Annotated in this window: 11 protein-coding genes; all 11 read left to right on the top strand. The window is 66.5% G+C overall.

What is annotated here, in order from left to right; translation table 11 throughout:
* The first annotated feature begins 3 nt into the window (after positions 1-3).
* Positions 4-369, top strand: a complete 366-nt coding sequence (locus QW845_RS24270) for a DUF4031 domain-containing protein (protein WP_315804053.1) — start codon at positions 4-6, stop codon at positions 367-369.
* Between the two features lie 283 nt (positions 370-652).
* Positions 653-979 (top strand): hypothetical protein, encoded by a 327-nt coding sequence (locus tag QW845_RS24265; RefSeq protein ID WP_315804052.1) that lies wholly within the window; start codon positions 653-655, stop codon positions 977-979.
* Positions 976-2,181, top strand: a complete 1,206-nt coding sequence (locus tag QW845_RS24260; RefSeq protein WP_315804051.1) for a CHC2 zinc finger domain-containing protein — start codon at positions 976-978, stop codon at positions 2,179-2,181. The genes QW845_RS24265 and QW845_RS24260 overlap by 4 nt, the downstream gene beginning before the upstream one ends.
* Positions 2,174-2,818 (top strand): hypothetical protein, encoded by a 645-nt coding sequence (locus QW845_RS24255; protein WP_315804050.1) that lies wholly within the window; start codon positions 2,174-2,176, stop codon positions 2,816-2,818. The genes QW845_RS24260 and QW845_RS24255 overlap by 8 nt, the downstream gene beginning before the upstream one ends.
* A 22-nt stretch (positions 2,819-2,840) precedes the next feature.
* Positions 2,841-5,165: a phage/plasmid primase, P4 family gene (locus QW845_RS24250; protein WP_315804049.1), complete on the top strand. Its 2,325-nt coding sequence runs from the start codon at positions 2,841-2,843 to the stop codon at positions 5,163-5,165.
* Positions 5,166-5,700: 535 nt separating this feature from the next.
* Complete coding sequence (locus QW845_RS24245; RefSeq protein WP_315804048.1) at positions 5,701-6,363, top strand: transcription termination/antitermination protein NusG; 663 nt, start codon at positions 5,701-5,703, stop codon at positions 6,361-6,363.
* Between the two features lie 655 nt (positions 6,364-7,018).
* Positions 7,019-7,708 (top strand): hypothetical protein, encoded by a 690-nt coding sequence (locus QW845_RS24240; RefSeq protein ID WP_315804047.1) that lies wholly within the window; start codon positions 7,019-7,021, stop codon positions 7,706-7,708.
* Positions 7,708-9,660: a phage terminase large subunit family protein gene (locus tag QW845_RS24235; protein ID WP_315804046.1), complete on the top strand. Its 1,953-nt coding sequence runs from the start codon at positions 7,708-7,710 to the stop codon at positions 9,658-9,660. Before QW845_RS24240 ends, QW845_RS24235 begins: the two co-directional genes overlap by 1 nt.
* Position 9,661: 1 nt before the next feature.
* The gene (locus QW845_RS24230) at positions 9,662-9,901 is read left to right on the top strand and encodes a DUF6148 family protein (protein ID WP_315804045.1); all 240 of its coding nucleotides are present in this window, start codon (positions 9,662-9,664) and stop codon (positions 9,899-9,901) included.
* Positions 9,898-11,553, top strand: coding sequence for a phage portal protein (locus QW845_RS24225; RefSeq protein ID WP_315804044.1), 1,656 nt, complete (start codon positions 9,898-9,900; stop codon positions 11,551-11,553). Before QW845_RS24230 ends, QW845_RS24225 begins: the two co-directional genes overlap by 4 nt.
* Positions 11,550-13,004, top strand: coding sequence for a S49 family peptidase (locus QW845_RS24220; RefSeq protein ID WP_315804043.1), 1,455 nt, complete (start codon positions 11,550-11,552; stop codon positions 13,002-13,004). The genes QW845_RS24225 and QW845_RS24220 overlap by 4 nt, the downstream gene beginning before the upstream one ends.
* Positions 13,005-13,023 lie beyond the last annotated feature (19 nt).

Below are 13,023 nucleotides of genomic sequence, written 5' to 3'. Positions count from 1 at the left end.
CCGATGACCGTCTACGTCGACGACGTCCGGCACCGCTTCGGCAACATGGTGATGTGTCACCTGTGGGCCGACACGCTCGAGGAGCTGCTCGCGATGGTCGACGCGATCGGCGTACAGCGCAAGTGGATCCAGGGCCATCCGGAGTTGTCGATCGGCAAGGCGAAGAACGCCAGTTGGATGCATTTCGACATCGCGCTCTCAAAGAAGGATCTCGCGATCAAGGCCGGCGCGGTGCTGACCGACAAGTTCGGGCCCGTCGAGCACGTAGCGCGGCTCAACATCGCGACGGGAGTGGCGGAGCTGGTCGTCTACGGCGAGCGCAGGCTGGAGCAGGTGAAGCGATGGCGGGAAACGAAGGCGAAGCAATGAACCTTGCGGAGCAGCTGGAGCGCGCTCGCGCCGAAGTCGATCGCTTGGAGAGGCAGGCTGCCGGCGCGACCTGTGTCGAGATCGGACGGCACGAGTGGAAGAGTTTCGGAGGATGCAATTGCGGATGCACGTTCCTCGATGATGAGGGGCGTCCCTATGCCGGAGCGTGCTCCGTTCCCGTCAATCACTGTGTTCGATGTGGGGACTGCGACTACGGCGAGAACGACGAGGCAAACCGGACGCGGGCTCAGTGCCCAGCTCATCAGCTATAAAGGCCTCCGCCATGAAACCTCCCGGCAAATCCACGCTCGCCCGTATGCAGCAGACGGCTTTCAACGAAGCCGAACGTATCGAGATCAGTCAGGACGCGCGCGTGCTGGCGGGACTGCTCAAGGCGCCGATGCCTGACCAGGTCGCGCTGCGCGACGACTTCGCGGCGATCGTCCGGCTGATCGATGCGATCGAGAGCGATGCCACGCTCAAGGAGCAGCTGCAGCGGCGCATCGACGGCATGAACCAGATGCGCCTGCTCGCAGTCGCGCACGCGGAAGCGATCGCCGCGGCAGCGGCGGCACGTGAGATCGAGCCGGAGGAGATGGACGCCGAATGAGCCTGCTCTCACCCGCCGAGCTCGATGACCTGAAGGCGCGCAATCCGATCGCCGACGTCGCTGCGCAATACGTCCAGCTGCGCAAGGCCGGCAAGCGGCTGGCTGGGCCATGCCCGATGTGCGGCGGCAATAAGCGCAACGGTCGGTTCGAGGTGTTCGAGGACGGTATGAGCTGGGCGTGCGCCGTCTGCAACGATGGCGGCGACGTCATCCGGCTAGTGCAGAAGGTCGAGGGACTGAGTTTCACCGCAGCCGTCGACCGGCTGGGCGGCCGGCGCGAGATCGATCCCGAGGTCGCGGCGCGGCTCGCGCGCGAGATCGAGCAGAAGCGACGGCAGCGCGAGGCACAGTCGGACCGATATCGGGAGGATGAGCGCAAGCGGTTGTGGACCCTGTGGAGCGCGGCAGTTGCCATACACGGGACGCAGGCGGCCGACTACCTGATCGGGCGCGGGCTGGCCGTTCCCGACGCATGCCCAGGGCTGCGCTTCCATCCGAACGTGGCCTATTTCGACGGCAAGGAGGTGGACGAGTTCGGCCGCGAGAGCCCGCGCGTGCTGCATCGCGGGCCTGCGATGCTGGGTGAGTTCATCCGCGCGGATGGCGATTTCTACGGACTGCATATGACCTATCTCGATGGCGGATTTCCGCCGCGCAAGCTGAAGCTGCTCGATCCGGACGTCATCGGACCGCACCACCCCGGCGAAGAGCCGTGGTTGCCGGCAAAGAAGATGCGGGGCAGCAAGTCGGGCGCCTACATCCTGGTGCGTCCGGCGCGCACCACGCCCTGGTGCGCGGTGATGGGCGAGGGCATCGAGACGGTGCTGTCCGCCTTCACGGCCTACGAGGCGTCGGGTCGCAACCTCGACGGCGTGATGTTCGTCGCCGCCGGCGACCTCGGCAACCTCGGCGGCCCGCACCTCGACAAGGTCGCTCATCCGACGCTCAAGATGCCGAACGGCCATCCCCGCCGCGTTCCGGGCCCGGTGCCCGACATGAGCGAGCCGGGCCTGTCGATTCCGGACGAGGTCACCGAGCTGATCCTGCTCGGCGACGGCGACTCTGAGCCCGTGCTGACGCGCTACGCCATGACCCGCGCAGCCAGGCGCCACGCCCGCGAGGGCCGGACGATCCGCATCGCGTTCGCGCCGGCGGGGTGTGATTTCAATGATGTGCTTCAGGGGGAGGGGATTGATGAGTGAACAATGCTTCGCGACAACGCTCGAGGAGGTCCTCACGCTTCGATCCGAACTCGTGAGCCTCAGGGAAGCGCTCGAGGAGGAGCAGGCGAATGCTGGTCGCGCATGGCGGGCTTGGGAGAACCTGAAAGCTCAGCTCGCCGGCTCCAGAAAGGCGGCGATCGAAGAATGCATGGAGCAGATCGGCAGCCGCCGTCAGAGTGAGGCCGGACTTTTCGATGCCGCACACTCGGGGCAGCGCGGCGAGGATCGCTCAACTGCGTTCTACGATGCCTATCAAATGCTGAGGAAGCTGGCGTTAATTGACAGCCAGCTCCGGAGTTCTGACGGCCAGCCCAGCGCTGGGGGGATGCAAATGCCGGCTCCTGGAGACGCGCGTAACCAGAGCCTCGCCCATCCGAAGGATACGATATCCGGAGGTCCGGTCGGCCCGTCAGATGCTGTCGAGCGGCACCCCGGACCTTGGATCGGGCCCGACGCCGAGCTGGCGCGCGCCTGCGCCATGGCTGCGATCAAGGACTACGGCGACGACGATCCAGCTACGCTTCAACGCATCCTCCGCGATGGCGTCTGGAACGATCACGTCGCCGTGCAAGCCGCGCTCGCGGCGATCCATCATCTGCGGAAGACACGCGCCTGACTCCCCCTGGAATGCCCTTGCAATGACCTCCTCACAGGTGCTCGCCCTGATCGACTCCGCGCCGGCCTTCGTCGACGCGCGCCCGCTCGCCGGCGAGGCACTGCGCCAGGCGGGGTTGGCCGCGTTGAACGAGGTGCTGGCGCAGCTTGGCGCCGGCATCCCCGGCGCCGTCGGCCTTGAGCAGGCCGCGCGCGCCGCCGGCCAGATCATCGGCGCCGAGGCGATCAACGAGGCCTTCGCCAAGGCGACGCTGGAGCAGGCGGCGCTCGACGCCGGGCTGCTGCGGGAGCTCGGCGCGAAGAAGGTCAAGGCCGCGATCGCCGCCGGCATCAAGGAAGGCCGCAAGAGACCGCGTGAGTTTGCCACCGCTGCGTTCGGAGCCGAGGCGCTGCAAGGCAGCGCCGACAACGGCGCCGAACAGTGGCAGAGTCAGCCGCCCGGGGCGGCTGACTGCATTCCTCTCTCCTCCGGTGCGGAGCCGGCCGGTTCTGAAACCCTCGAACCTTCGCCTTCCTCATCACCTTCCTTGCCTTCCCCTTCGCCCCCCACCCCCCTTGGGGGCGAAGCAGGCGAGGGTCAAACCCTCGAAGATGAGGACGACGGCGAGATGATCGATGATGACGGCGGCGATGTGCCGCCGGTCGATATCGACCCGGAGGTGTTTCGCTATTGCGCCGGCCTCGACCAGTCCGATGTCGACAACGGCAAGCGGCTGCTGGCCTATTTCGGGCAGGACCTGCTGGTGCGCCAGGAAGACGACGTCGAGGCCGGGCAGATGCTGGCCTGGACCGGCACGCATTGGGACCTCGCCGGCGGCGCCGCGCTCGCGCACCTGATCGGGCAGCGTGTTGGCGACCTGATCAAGTGCGAGGCGGCCTACATCGAGGCGACGCCGCACGAGGCGCGCACGATCGCAGCCGGCGAGGCCGCGGCGCGCGAGCTGAAGTCGCTCGACGTCGACGGCGACAACGTCCTCGAGCTGAAGATCCGGATGGAGGAGCTCGAGGAGCGCATCGCGGCCGGCAAGCGCGCCAGCGCCGGGCTCTCGAAGCGGCGATCGGACCGCCGCAAATGGGGCGTCTCAACCAAGAATGCCAGCCGCATCGCCGGCATGCTCAAATGCGCGGCGCCGCATCTGCGCCGGCACCCCGATGCGTTCAACGCCGATCCGCTGAAGGTCGCCACGCTGACGCATACGCTGAGCTTCGTGCCCGTGCTCGACGGCGACAATCCCGACCCCGACGGCGAGCGGCCGCTGGTCGATTCCGTCACGGGTCGCGTGCGGTACCGGCTCAAGGCCACGCCTGGGCACGATCGCGCTGACATGCTCACGGCCGTGATCCCCTTCGCCTACGACAGGCGTGCCACCGCGCGCGAGTTCGCCGCGTTCCTCGACCTGTTCCAGCCGGAGCCGCAGAAGCGGCGCACCGTGCAGCAATATTCCGGCATGAGCCTCACGGCGCAGCCGGTGCAGCGCGTGATGTTCCACACCGGCACCGGCGGTAACGGCAAGAGCGTCTATCTCGAGGTGCTCGCGCGCGTGCTCGGCGACGGCCTGGCGGTCGGCGTGCCGGCGGAGACGGTCTCCGGCGACGCGCATATCAATCCGAGCGCACCGACGCCCGACATCGCCCGCTGCTACTCCAAGCGCTACCTGCGCATCGCCGAGCTGCCGAAGGACGCGCCGCTCAAGATGGAGACGATCAAGAAGCTGACCGGCGGCGAGCGCTGGCCCGTCCGCACCATGTACAAGGGCTATTTCGAGTTCAAGCCGACGGCGAAGCCGCATATGAGCGGCAACGGCGAGCCGAAGTTCGACGGCGCCGACGGCGGCCTGCAGCGCCGCCTGATCATCGTCGAATGGAGCGTGACGCTCCCGACGGAGAAGCACCGCGACTTCGAGGACGTGGTGTCGGAGATCGTCGCGGAGGGCTCCGGCATTCTCAATTGGCTGATCGCCGGCGCGCTCGACTTCCTGAATTCGGGTCTCGTGATCTCCGACGACGTCGCCAAGACCACCGCGGAGCACTTCGCGGAGATGGACCCGTGCGGCAGGTTCGTCATCGCGCACGTGGTGCCCGATCCGGGCGGCCCAGGCGTCACAGCGCGCCAGATGTACAAGGACTTCGTCGCCTTCTGCGAGGCCAACGCCATCAAGCCCATGCAGGAGACACGCTTCGGCCTGACGATGAAGAAGAAGCTGAAGCGCGACGATTCCGGCCGCGTGCGCCGCTATGTCGATGTCAAGCTGGTCGACGTGCCTGTCACCGACAGCAACGCGCCGCCGCCGCAGGACGAGCCCGTCGGCGGCTGGGGCCGCGTGCCCTCCGGCGAGATGGAGATTTGAGGCTTATGAGCAACGCTGTTGCCGTGGGGCAACCGATGGTTGCGAGGGTTTGCGAGGGTTGCCCGGAAACTCTCGCGGGGGAAAGGGGCGAACGATGTCAATGAGTTGCAAAACCGTTGCGAGGGTTGCGAGGGTTTCGCGCGCGTATACGCGTGAGAGCATGTGGGGTGCGGGGTGACGGCGTGGCAACGGCAATGCGCGACAGCGAAGAGGACTCACGTATGTGACGGCAAAACCCTCGCAACCCTCGCAGTTTCTGCGCATCCCTTTCTTTCTATTCAACTAACAGCGTTCTCAAACCCTCTACAAACTCTCGCAAAACCCTCGAAACCCTCGAAAGGATCAAGAATGAAGCTCTGACGATGATTGTTCTGATGATCTCTCGGTAAATGTTCTCGTTCGGAACATTTGCCGCATCGATTGTTCGGCTCTCAGTCGGAACCGAATGACGGCCCGGGCAGGGGCCGGACGGGCGTGAGGCGTGATGGCAAGGCCAACAAATCGAGGGGAAAACGAGATGTTGGAGACGACGAGGATGAACGTAACGACTTATCGAATTGGCGAAGTGGTCGGCATCGTCGACCTGGTTGAAAAGCGGCAGCCTGTCGAGCCGCGGACGCCGCGGCTCTGGTACGTGCTGCAGACCTGGCCCGGCAAGGAAGCAAAGGTGATGCGCAAGCTCGATGACCGCGGCATCACTGCCTATTGTCCGCGGGTGCGTAAGACGAGGATGCGGCGCGGTCGGATGGTCGACTTCACAGAGCCGCTGTTCGCGCAGCTGATCTTCATTCCGGACTACATGATGACCGACGATATCTGCGCGGAGATGCTTCACTTCGAAGGCGTCGAGGGGCTGCTGACGTTCGGCGATTGGCAGGCGACCCTGCCGGAGTGTGCGCCGGGGGATCGGCTGGTTTCGGTCTCGAAACTGCGCCATGTGCGGCATAGCACGAAGTCAGTCCTCGACATGGCGTCGGTGCGCGAACTGGAAGCGCTCGCGGCGATGCCGGTGGCCCGCCGGCGCCGGCTGTTCAAGACCGGGCAACTCGTCCGCGTTGTGGATGGCCCGTTCGCTTCCTTCCGTGGACAAATCGAACGGCTTGACTCTCGTGGCCGACTCGCTGTTTTGCTGGACATCTTCAAGCGCGTGACCCCCGTGGTTCTCGATGAGGGTCAGATCGAAGCGGTGACCGGGTGAGATGCGACCGCGCACCCACGCTTCGACCGGAGGCAGCAGCTTCCGCCGCAGCCAGCTAAAGCGCTGGTGTGCCGCGCAATGAGAATCCATAGCGAAAGAACCAGAGGCAAGCGGCCATAATCGGAGAGCTGTGCAGCCTTCGGGCACTCTCCACCGCGGTTCGAGTAGGCGTAGTCAGCCCGCGCGTGCTGACACAAAAGCCCGGTGCAGCAATGCATCGGGCTTTTGCATGCATGGGTAGGCGCGTTGCCCCAAGTCGGCGCGCCCATTCGGAAGTCCTCGTCGTCCAGGAGCGCCGTCGATCGCAAGGTCGGCGGCGTTTCTGTTTGTATAGGGTGTGCGGTAGCGCTTCGCGTTATCGCTGCCCTTCTTGGGGCGTTTCCTCCCTGGACTTGGGGCGGGGCCATGGGTGTTGATGACAAAGCTCATGCATGGCCTCGCCTCTCCTTCGATTGAAACAAAATTTCAAAACGATCGCGATCACCTCGCAATGTCGCATCGCACCAAGGCCGCGGGTCCTTCCAGCCAAAAATCCCCCACGAGTAATTCGAACCGCGCGGGTTCGGCAGTGGGAGCCGGATTTGAGAGCCTAAACGGGGCTCAAGAGCCAGCCTAAAAACGAGCCTCAACAGTGAATGTCGCGGGCGATCCGGATGTGATCAGCAAGGGCGAGTTCGCCCGGCGCCGCGGAGTGACGCCGGGGCGGGTGTCGCAATGGCTGTCTGAGGGGAAGATCACGGCTGAGGCGATCGTCGGCGAGGGGCGACTGGCGCAGATCCGCGAGAGCATCGCGGTCCAACAGCTGCAGCGGCGCCTCGACCCGATGCAGATGACGGGCAACGGGCTCGGTACCAGGCTGGCGCCGATGCCGCCACAGCCAGCAGCGGCGGCCGCCAGTGCGCCGGCGATGCCGCCGCCGCCGCTCGATGGAATGACGCTCGCCGGCGCGCCACAGGGCACGCCAAGCCCGCCGGCGCCCGATACGCTCGAGGACAAGATCAAGCGCGAGCGCTTGGCGCAGCTTGAGCGCACCAACCGCGAGGGCGCACGGCAGGAAGCGGTGAATGCCGGGCTGCTGACGGACGCCGTAGCCGCCCGCGCGATGGTCGGTAAGGCCACGGCAGGACTCCTCACCAGGGTCGAGGGTGCGTTGTCGGAGATGGCAACCGCCATCTCGGCCGAATTCAAGATCCCGCAGCGGGACGTGCTGCATCTGCTGCGCACGAAATTTCGCGATGTGCGCGCCGCCGCGGCGGCCGACCTCCGCGCCGAGACGACCGCCATCCCGGCGCTGGTCGATTTCGAAATCGACGCCGCCGATGAGGACGAGACGGAAGCCGCCTGATGTGCATCCAGATCGCGAACGCCGAGCGCCTGGCGATGGAGGCGATGGCCGCGGCCATCGAGCCGCCGCCTGTGGTCGACTATCTCGCCTGGGCGGAAGCGAACATCGTCTTCACCAAGCGCGAGTCACCGTTTCCGGGTCCATACAACCGCAACCTCTTCCCGTACTTCGACGAGGTCCTGCGCGCGCTGTCGCCGGATGACCCCTGCCGCGTCGTGACGCTGGCCGGCTCAGCGCAGATCGGCAAGACGGTGGTCGGCAACGTGTTCGTCGGCGGCTCGATGGACATGGACCCGTGCGACTTCCTGTTCACGCATCCGACCGAGCAGAACGCGGTCCGCTGGTCGAAGCTGAAGCTGCTGCCGATGCTGCGCGGCACGAGCTCGCTCAACCGCATCTTCCCCGCGGGCTCGCGTGACGGCGCCAACTCGATCCTGATGAAGGAACACGTCGACGGCCTCGGCGCGATCCTGATCTCAGGGGCGAATTCGCCGGCGTCGCTGTCGCAGGTGACGATGCGGCGCCAGGTGCAGGACGATCTCGCCAAATGGGAGATGAATTCCGCCGGCGATCCGGAGATGCAGGCCGACAACCGCTCGCGCTCCGACGAGTTCGCCAAGATCCTGAAGACGTCGACGCCGCTGGTCATGCCCGGCTGCCGCATCACCAAGAGTTTCGAGCAGGGCAGCCAGGAGCATCCCTACGTTCCGTGTCCGCAGTGCAAGGCAATGCAGGTGCTCGAATGGGAGAACATGCAGGCGACGCTCGACCCGGACGATCCGCAAGCTGCGCACTTCACCTGCATCGAATGCGGCTTTCCGATCGAGGAGCATCATCGGTCGCAGATGCTCGCCGGCCTGGAATGGCGCGCCCACAATCCGAAGGCCAAGCGGTTTCACCGCTCGTTCTGGATCTGGTCGGCCTACAGCTATCTGCAGTCCTGGGCGCGCATCGCCATGGAGTGGCTGCGCGTCAGGGGCGACAGCGCCGCCGAGCAGACCTTCCTCAACGACACCTGCGGCAAGGCCTATCAGGCCAAGGGTGAAGCCCCGCCCTGGGAGAAGCTGCGCGATCGCGCCGCCGAATCGCCCTATGCCCGCGGTCAGATCGCATGGGGCGGGCTGGTCATTACGCTCGGCATCGATTGCCAGGCCGACCGCGTCGAGTGGCAGGCGGTCGCCTGGGGCCGTGATTTCCGCCGCTACGTCGTCGACTATGGCGTGATCCCCGGCCACATCTCCGAGGAGACCACGCGACAACGCCTCGACGCGCTGCTGCAGCAGACCTGGCCGAACGCCGCCGGCCGTCGCATCGGCATCGACCGCGCCGCGATCGACGGCAACGCCTGGACCGAGGACGTCTGGGGCTGGGCGAAGCGGCATCCGCGCTCGAAGCTGATCATGGTGCGCGGCCGCGGCGAGGATTCGGCGCCGCGCATCGCGCGGGTGAAGAAGGAGCGCAACGACCGAACCGGCAAGCTCTTGAAATGGGCCGGCCGCTTCTTCAACTTCGGCGCCTCGGTTCTGAAGATGGCGCTATATCGCGATCTCGCCAAGGACGACCCGCTGACCAAGGGCTACGTCTCGTTTCCGCGCGGGCTTGATGACGAGTACTTCAAGCAGCTCACGGCCGAGTACCGCAAGGCCAAGAAGAGCAAGAGCGGTTTCGACATCTGGACCTGGATGAAGGATCCCGGCCAGGCGAACGAAGCGCTCGACACCATGAACCAGGCCGAGACCGCCGCGAACAACTACGGCATTCGCGGCCTGCCGGATGCGATCTGGCTGAAGCTCGAGCAGGAGCGCGAGACGCCGTTGCAGCCGGAGCAGGGCGATCTCGAGGATCTGATGGGCGCCGCCGCGGTCCGCGCTCCGACGGCGCCGGCGGCCATGCCGCAACCGGCCAAGCCGCAAGCCCGCGGCCGCCGCGTGCTCTCATCTGGAATTCGCTGATATGGCCGGCATCACCCTTGCCCAAGCGCAGGCGCAGCTCGCCGCATGGCTTGCGGCCTCCAGCGCTGTCGCGATCAGCCAGGCTTACGAGATCGACACCGGCAACGGCAGCCGCAAGCTGACGCGCGCCGACGCGGCGGAGATCCGGCAGCAGGTCACGTTCTGGGACCAGCAGGTGAAGTCGTTGACCGCGGCCGCCTCCGGCGGTCGCCGGCGCGTGCGCTACGTGGTGCCAGAATGAGCAAGCTGCCGGCCGTCCGGCCGACCATGATCGACCGCGTCGTGATGCACTTCGCGCCGGCGAAGGGGCTGCAGCGCTTGAAGGCGCGCGCGCTGCTCGCGAATGCCGGTCATGGCTATGACGGCGCCAGCCGCACCGGACGCTTCATGAAGCGCTGGGTACCGTTGGGGGGCTCGGCCGACGCCGACACGCTGCCGGATCTTCCGACGTTGCGCGCGCGCAGCCGCGACCTGGTGCGCAACGAGCCGATCGCGACTGGTGCGATCGCGACGCGCGTGACCAACGTTGTCGGCGAGGGGTTGTGCCTGCAGGCATCGATCGACCACGAGGTCCTCGGCATTACCGAGGAGCAGGCCGACGCGTACGAGCGCGAGAACGAGCGCGAATGGCAGGTGTTCTGCCGCACCGCAGATCTGTCCGGTGTCCAGCACCTCGACGAGCTCGCCGCGCTGTGCGAGCGCAGCGCAGCCGAGTCCGGCGATACGTTCGTATTCCGCCGCTACAAGAAGCGGGCCGGCGACGTCTATGGCACCAAGCTGCAGCTGATCGAGGCGGACCGCGTCTGCAATCCCAAGGGATTGAAGGACGGCAAGCTCGCGACCGGCGGTCGTCTCGCCGGCGGATTGAAGTTCGACGATGACGGCATGCCGGTCTCGGCCAACGTGCTCAATCGCCATCCCGGCAACATCACGCTCGCCGAGCCGCGGGATTGGCAGGAGATCCCGTTCCGCACGCGCGACGGCCGGCAGACTGCGATCCATCTGTTCGAGCGCTTGCGGCCGGAGCAGACCCGCGGCGTGCCCTATCTGGCGCCGATCATCGAGCACCTGCACAAGCTCGGCAAGTACTCCGACGCCGAGGTCTCGGCGGCGGTCGTCTCGGCGATGTACACGCTCATCATCGAGACCCCACAGGACGAGGACGGTGCCCCGATCGCCGGCGAGAAGAGTGACGACCTCAACGACAACGAGGTGAGCCTCGGCGTCGGCGCCGCGATCAGCCTGGCGCCGGGCGAAAAGGCGAGCTTCGCCAATCCGAGCCGGCCCAATCCGCAGTTCGATGCGTTCTATACGGCGTTCCTGCGTCAGATCGGCGTTGCGCTCGAGTTGCCCTTCGAGCTGCTCATCAAGCATTTCACGGCGAGCTATTCGGCCAGCCGTGCGGCGCTGGAGATGGCCTGGCAGTTCTTCCGCCGGCGCCGGGCCTCGCTGGCGCGCAACTTCTATCACGTCGTCTATTCCTGGATGATGGAGGAGGCGGTTGCGAGCGGCCGCCTCGATCGACCCGGCTTCTTCGACGATCCTGTCATTCGCGAGGCGTGGCTCGGCGCGGAGTGGATCGGACCCTCGCGGGCAAGCCTGAATCCATATCAGGAAGCGCAGGCCGACGCGCTGGACATCGAGACCGGCGTGAAAACGCGCGAGCAGGTCTGCATGGAGCGCACCGGCGGCGAGGTCGAGAAGAAGATCTCGCAGCTCGGCAAGGAGCAGCGGATGCGCGACGAGGCGGGTCTCGGCGCGCCGGCGGCGAGCTCCGGCTCTCAACCGCAACAGCAGAACGGCAACAGCGCCGCGAACGAGCCGGACGCTGACGATGCCGGCGACGCCGAGGATGAGACGCAGCCGGCCAAGAAGGGCGCGAGGACAGCATGAGCGACGAGATCCCGTATCACCGCATTGCCGCGCAGTTCTACAATCGGCCGCTGTGCCTGGCGCCGCAGGCGGCGGAGACGATCAGCGCGTTCCTGCTCTCGCGGATCGGCGCTGGTCCGCGCTCGGCCGCCATGAACGATGACGCCGGCAGTACGACCGAGCTGTTTCGCGCGACGCAGACCGATGCGGGCGCCGAGGCGCATCGGCCGCGCGCCAGCCGCTTCTATGGCCAGACGCCGCTCGACGAGACCGGGCGGCCGATGCCGTTCCGCCGCACGCAGGACGGTGTCGGCATCATCACCACGGTCGGCGAGTTCGTAAACCGCGGCGCGTGGGTCGGCGCGTCCTCCGGACTGATCTCCTATGAGGGCTTCAAGGTCCAGGTCGCCGCGGCCGCGCGCGATCCGAACACCAAGGCCATCCTGCTCGACATCGAAAGCCCGGGCGGCGAGGCGGTCGGCGCGTTCGAAGCGGCCGCGGCCGTGCGCGAGGCGGCCAAGAGCAAGACCGTGGTCGCCGTCGCCAATGGCGTGGCGGCCTCGGCGGCCTACGCAATCGCCTCCGGCGCGAGCCGCATCGTGGTGCCGCCGACCGGCATGGCCGGTTCGATCGGCGTGGTGATGATGCATCTCGATTTCTCGCAATATCTCGCGACCGAAGGTGTCAAGCCAACGCTGATCTTCGCGGGGCAACACAAGGTCGACGGCAATCCCTACGAGCCATTGCCGGATAGCGTCCGCGCCGAATGGCAGCAGGAGGTCGACAGCTTCTATCAGCAGTTCGTCTCGACCGTCGCGGCAGGCCGCAAAGGCCTGTCAGAAGCAGGGATTCGCGCAACCGAGGCGCGGATGTTCAAGGGCGACGCGGCCGTTGCGGCCGGGCTCGCCGATTCCGTCGGCACCTTCGAGGAGGTGCTGGCGGAGCTAGCGCGTGGCAACTCGGGCCGCTCACCATCAACCGCCATCAGGGGTAAGACCATGGACTCCAATCCGAGCGTGTCGGCCGCAGTGCTCGCCGACAACAGCACCGTCACCACCAAGGCCGATCTGGCTGCGGCGTTTCCGGCGCTTGCCGCCGAGCTCCGCGCCGACGGCGCGACCGCCGAGCGCGAGCGCCTGGCCGGCATCGACAAGATCAGCGCGGGCGCCGACAAGGAGCTGGTCGCGAAGATGAAGGCGGATCCGTCGGTGACGCCGGAGAAGGCGGCGTTCGCGATCCTCGAGGCGACGCAGTCCAAGCGCCAGAACGCGCTCTCATCGATCCAGTCGGTCGAAGATGTGACGGGCAAGCTCCAGGCCGCTCCGACGCCTGCCGGCGCCGATGCGCAAGACAACAAGCCCAGCGCGCACGAGCTCGCCGTCAAGGCCCGCGCCTATCAGAACGAGCAGGCCAAGCTCGGCAACCGCATCTCGACCGCCCAGGCCGTCGCGCACGTCGAGCGCAACGGCTGATCGCCGCCACTTTTACCGC

It is taken from the genome of Bradyrhizobium sp. SZCCHNS3002 (assembly GCF_032377435.1).
GTDB lineage: Bacteria > Pseudomonadota > Alphaproteobacteria > Rhizobiales > Xanthobacteraceae > Bradyrhizobium.
The sequence above is the reverse complement of the archived record's forward strand: the minus strand, read 5'-3'. Positions and strand labels throughout refer to the sequence as shown.

Bases quoted from the DNA above. Each gene is read 5' to 3' on its own strand.
- QW845_RS24235 (WP_315804046.1), top strand. From the start codon at position 7,708: ATGTGCATCCAGATCGCGAACGCCGAGCGCCTGGCGATGGAGGCGATG.
- QW845_RS24220 (WP_315804043.1), top strand. From the start codon at position 11,550: ATGAGCGACGAGATCCCGTATCACCGCATTGCCGCGCAGTTCTACAAT.
- QW845_RS24230 (WP_315804045.1), top strand. From the start codon at position 9,662: ATGGCCGGCATCACCCTTGCCCAAGCGCAGGCGCAGCTCGCCGCATGG.
- QW845_RS24245 (WP_315804048.1), top strand. From the start codon at position 5,701: ATGAACGTAACGACTTATCGAATTGGCGAAGTGGTCGGCATCGTCGAC.
- QW845_RS24255 (WP_315804050.1), top strand. From the start codon at position 2,174: ATGAGTGAACAATGCTTCGCGACAACGCTCGAGGAGGTCCTCACGCTT.
- QW845_RS24250 (WP_315804049.1), top strand. From the start codon at position 2,841: ATGACCTCCTCACAGGTGCTCGCCCTGATCGACTCCGCGCCGGCCTTC.
- QW845_RS24270 (WP_315804053.1), top strand. From the start codon at position 4: ATGACCGTCTACGTCGACGACGTCCGGCACCGCTTCGGCAACATGGTG.
- QW845_RS24265 (WP_315804052.1), top strand. From the start codon at position 653: ATGAAACCTCCCGGCAAATCCACGCTCGCCCGTATGCAGCAGACGGCT.
- QW845_RS24260 (WP_315804051.1), top strand. From the start codon at position 976: ATGAGCCTGCTCTCACCCGCCGAGCTCGATGACCTGAAGGCGCGCAAT.
- QW845_RS24225 (WP_315804044.1), top strand. From the start codon at position 9,898: ATGAGCAAGCTGCCGGCCGTCCGGCCGACCATGATCGACCGCGTCGTG.